The organism is Methanoregula sp., assembly GCF_002835825.1.
Classification (GTDB): Archaea; Halobacteriota; Methanomicrobia; order Methanomicrobiales; family Methanospirillaceae; genus Methanoregula.
In genome coordinates, this window is sequence record NZ_PIZH01000268.1 from 1 (window position 1) to 3,109 (window position 3,109).

Genomic DNA, 3,109 nt, shown 5'->3' on the forward strand with positions numbered 1-3,109 from the left:
GGATGGAAATTCCGGTGTTTTTTGATTCGCTCCCGGTAAGATCATCAAGCGAAAATCCTGCTCCGGACGCGTTGCAAAAAATGAAACAGAGCACACACCCTGCTGCCAGGTAACCCCGAATGACCATGGGAGATGAGTAGAGTGTTGAAATCATTAAACTTCCTGTCATGTTCTTCGATTCGGGATGATGACCTCATCAACGATGCCCCCGTTGTCATAAACAATTCTTTTAACCTATGAGATCCTACTAGATAGGAGCGGGCTGGTAGATCAGTGGTAGATCGCTTCCTTGGCATGGAAGAGGCCGCGGGTTCAATTCCCGCCCGGTCCATTTCTTCACCCGCAATTTTCCCGTTTCTTCCGTCTTTTTGCATTATGCCAGACAATTGCCAGGGTTTTTCCCCCATGAAGGCAGATTCGCCCGGGATCGATTTAGGAATGCATAAGAAAGGTGAGGGCAAAACAGTCGAATCAGCTGCACCACATCCCCGCCGACCGGGTTTTTTTAGACAGGTGCGAAATTTTTAAAACGGAGGGAAATAACCAGCATGGCCGGCCAGAACCGGTTCTCCGGCAGGAGGATCGTTGTTGTCGAGGACAGCCGCACCCAGGCCGATTACCTGCGCTACCTCCTGGAACGGGAGGGGGCAGAGGTCGTGACAGCGGCCGCTGGAGAGGACGCACTCGTAAAGATCCGCAATAATCCTCCCGACATCGTGCTCACCGACATCGTGATGCCGGGCATGGACGGGTACGAGCTCTGTCATGCAATCAAGGCAGACCCCGGAACAGCCGGGGTACCGGTCATTCTCGTCACCCAGCTCCACGATCCGTCTGATGTGCTGAAGGGGCTCGTGGCCGGGGCAGAGAACTTCATTGTCAAGCCCTATGACCCGGAGCAGGTCCATTCCCGTATTGCTTCTGCCCTTGATGCAGTACAACGGCCCGACCCGGACGGGCAGCGGGATGCCTTCGAGTACCTGCTTGACGGGCAGCCGTATCCCATCACGTTCAGCCGGTTACGGATCCTGGACATCCTCCTCTCAACCTACGAGTTTGCCATCAAAAAGAATAACGAGCTGCAGGATGCGCACGAGCATATGACGGCCCTGAACGAAGAACTGATGGCCGCAGTCGAGGATCTCCAGCTGGCAAACCGGAACCTCTCAACCGAGAACGCCGAGCGGGGACGGGTGGAGAGGGCGCTTGCCAATGCCAACCGGAAGCTCAACCTCATGACGAGCGTGACCCGGCACGACATCAACAACCAGATCCTCGCGCTCCATGCGTTCATCGAACTTGCGGAGACGGATATCCAGGATGCAAAAGTTCTCGAATACATCGGGAAGGCCAAAGCTGCCGCACGGGCGATCCAGCGGCAGATCGCGTTCACCAAGCAGTACGAGGACATCGGGGTCAAGGCCCCCCGCTGGCAGGACCTCGCCACGGTCATCGATCCGCTGCGGCAGGCCCTTGCCAGCGGCGAGTCCATCGAGCTCGTGACCCATGACATCGGCTTCGAGGTCTATGCTGACCCGCTCTTCTCCCGTGTCTTCGAAAACCTTGCCGACAACTCCATCCGGCATGGCAAGCGTGTCCGGAGGATCACCGTGTCCGCGCACCGGACTTCTGACGGAGGGCTGCTGATCGAATACCGGGACGATGGCGAGGGTGTGGCAGAAGAGGAGAAGGGAAAAATTTTCGAGAAAGGGTACGGTAAAAACACCGGCCTTGGCCTCTTCCTCTCACGGGAGATCCTCGAATTTACCGGGATCGCGATCCGGGAGAACGGGATACCCGGGCAGGGTGCCCTGTTTGAGATCGTGGTCCCCCCGGAAGGCGTGAGAAAGGCCGGTTCACAGTAAGCTGCTCTGTTCCGGCCTGGCCGGTCACCGTAAGAGGACAGTCAGTTACGGCAATCCGCTGTCTTCACGCAGCCTGCGGACTCACTTATTTATAGTCCGGCAATAAGGGTACGACCGGAGACTATGCGCATCCGTGACCTGATCCTGCCGGAAGACAAGGTCTTCTTCACGCTCTTTCTCGAGATGGCCGAGAAGATCGGAGAGGCTGCCGCAACATTCAACGAGATCACCCATGAGCTCCCCGGGGGAACCGAGAAAGCCCACAAGGTACGGCAGATCGAGCATCACGCCGACGAGATTACCCGGAAAATCTTCGAGCAGCTTGACGAGTCGCTCATCACCCCCCTGGAACCCGAGGAGATCGCACGCCTTGCGCCGGTTCTTGACGATGTCCTCGACCGGCTCGACTGGGTCACCCACCAGCTCTGCAATTACGGGATCCCGGCGACAAACGATGTTTTAAAAGAGTACTCCTACCTTATCCTGCTCACCAGCACCGAGATAGGGCATGCAACAAAGAGCCTTTCAACGCTGAAGAACCCGGAGGAGGTAAAGACCCATACCCGTGAGATCAGCCGGCTCTACAATCTCTCGACCGAGCTCCTCTCGCGGGCGGTCCTCGAGCTTTTCAAGACACAGGACCTCCTGATGATCATCAAGCTCAAGGACATCTACGAGGGCATGGCAAAGGTCATGGAGAAGTGCAATGATGTCGGCCATGTCATGCACGACATTGCCATAGCCCATGCGTGACCGGTATGGAATTTTTCGTGCTCTTTGGTATCATTCTCGCCCTTGCGCTTAACTTTGTGAACGGGCTCAATGATGCCTCGCACTCCATTGCAACAGTCGTGGCCACCAGGGCCATGTCACCGTTCCGGGCCGTCATCTCAACGGCGATCTGCAACATCGCCGGACCGTTCCTGTTTTCGACCGCGGTCGCAGCCACCATCGGCACGGCCATCGTGAGCGCCGAAGGCCTCACACCGCTCTCTATCGTAGTCGCCATGGGGGCGGCGATCATCCTCGTCTTTGTTGCCACCCGCGCCGGGATCCCCATATCGAGCAGCCATGCCATGGTCGGGGGACTGCTCGGTGCCGGCATTGCGGTCATGGGGCCGGGTGCGGTGCTCCTTCCTTCAGTGCCCGAAGTTGAAAAGGTCATTAGCGTCGCCCTCATCGGAGGTTTAGCAGGGGCAGCCCTTCTCGGCCTCTTTGTCGCCTCCTTCCACGAGGATATACGG

At 57.4% G+C, this 3,109-nt stretch carries 3 protein-coding genes and 1 tRNA gene; all 4 read left to right on the plus strand.

From position 1 onward, the window contains the following. Nucleotides 1-259: 259 nt before the first annotated feature. Nucleotides 260-331 (plus strand) — tRNA-Ala (locus CW742_RS09570). 217 nt (nt 332-548) lie between these two features. After that, a complete protein-coding gene (locus CW742_RS09575; RefSeq protein WP_292419676.1) occupies nt 549-1,865 on the plus strand; it encodes a hybrid sensor histidine kinase/response regulator in 1,317 nt (438 codons plus the stop codon). Between the two features lie 123 nt (nt 1,866-1,988). After that, nucleotides 1,989-2,618 carry a DUF47 domain-containing protein gene (locus CW742_RS09580; RefSeq protein ID WP_292419679.1) on the plus strand — a complete coding sequence of 210 codons (630 nt, stop codon included), beginning with the start codon at nt 1,989-1,991 and terminating at the stop codon, nt 2,616-2,618. Between the two features lie 5 nt (nt 2,619-2,623). Then, nucleotides 2,624-3,109: inorganic phosphate transporter (locus CW742_RS09585; RefSeq protein ID WP_292419681.1), on the plus strand; the 486-nt coding region annotated here is incomplete at its 3' end.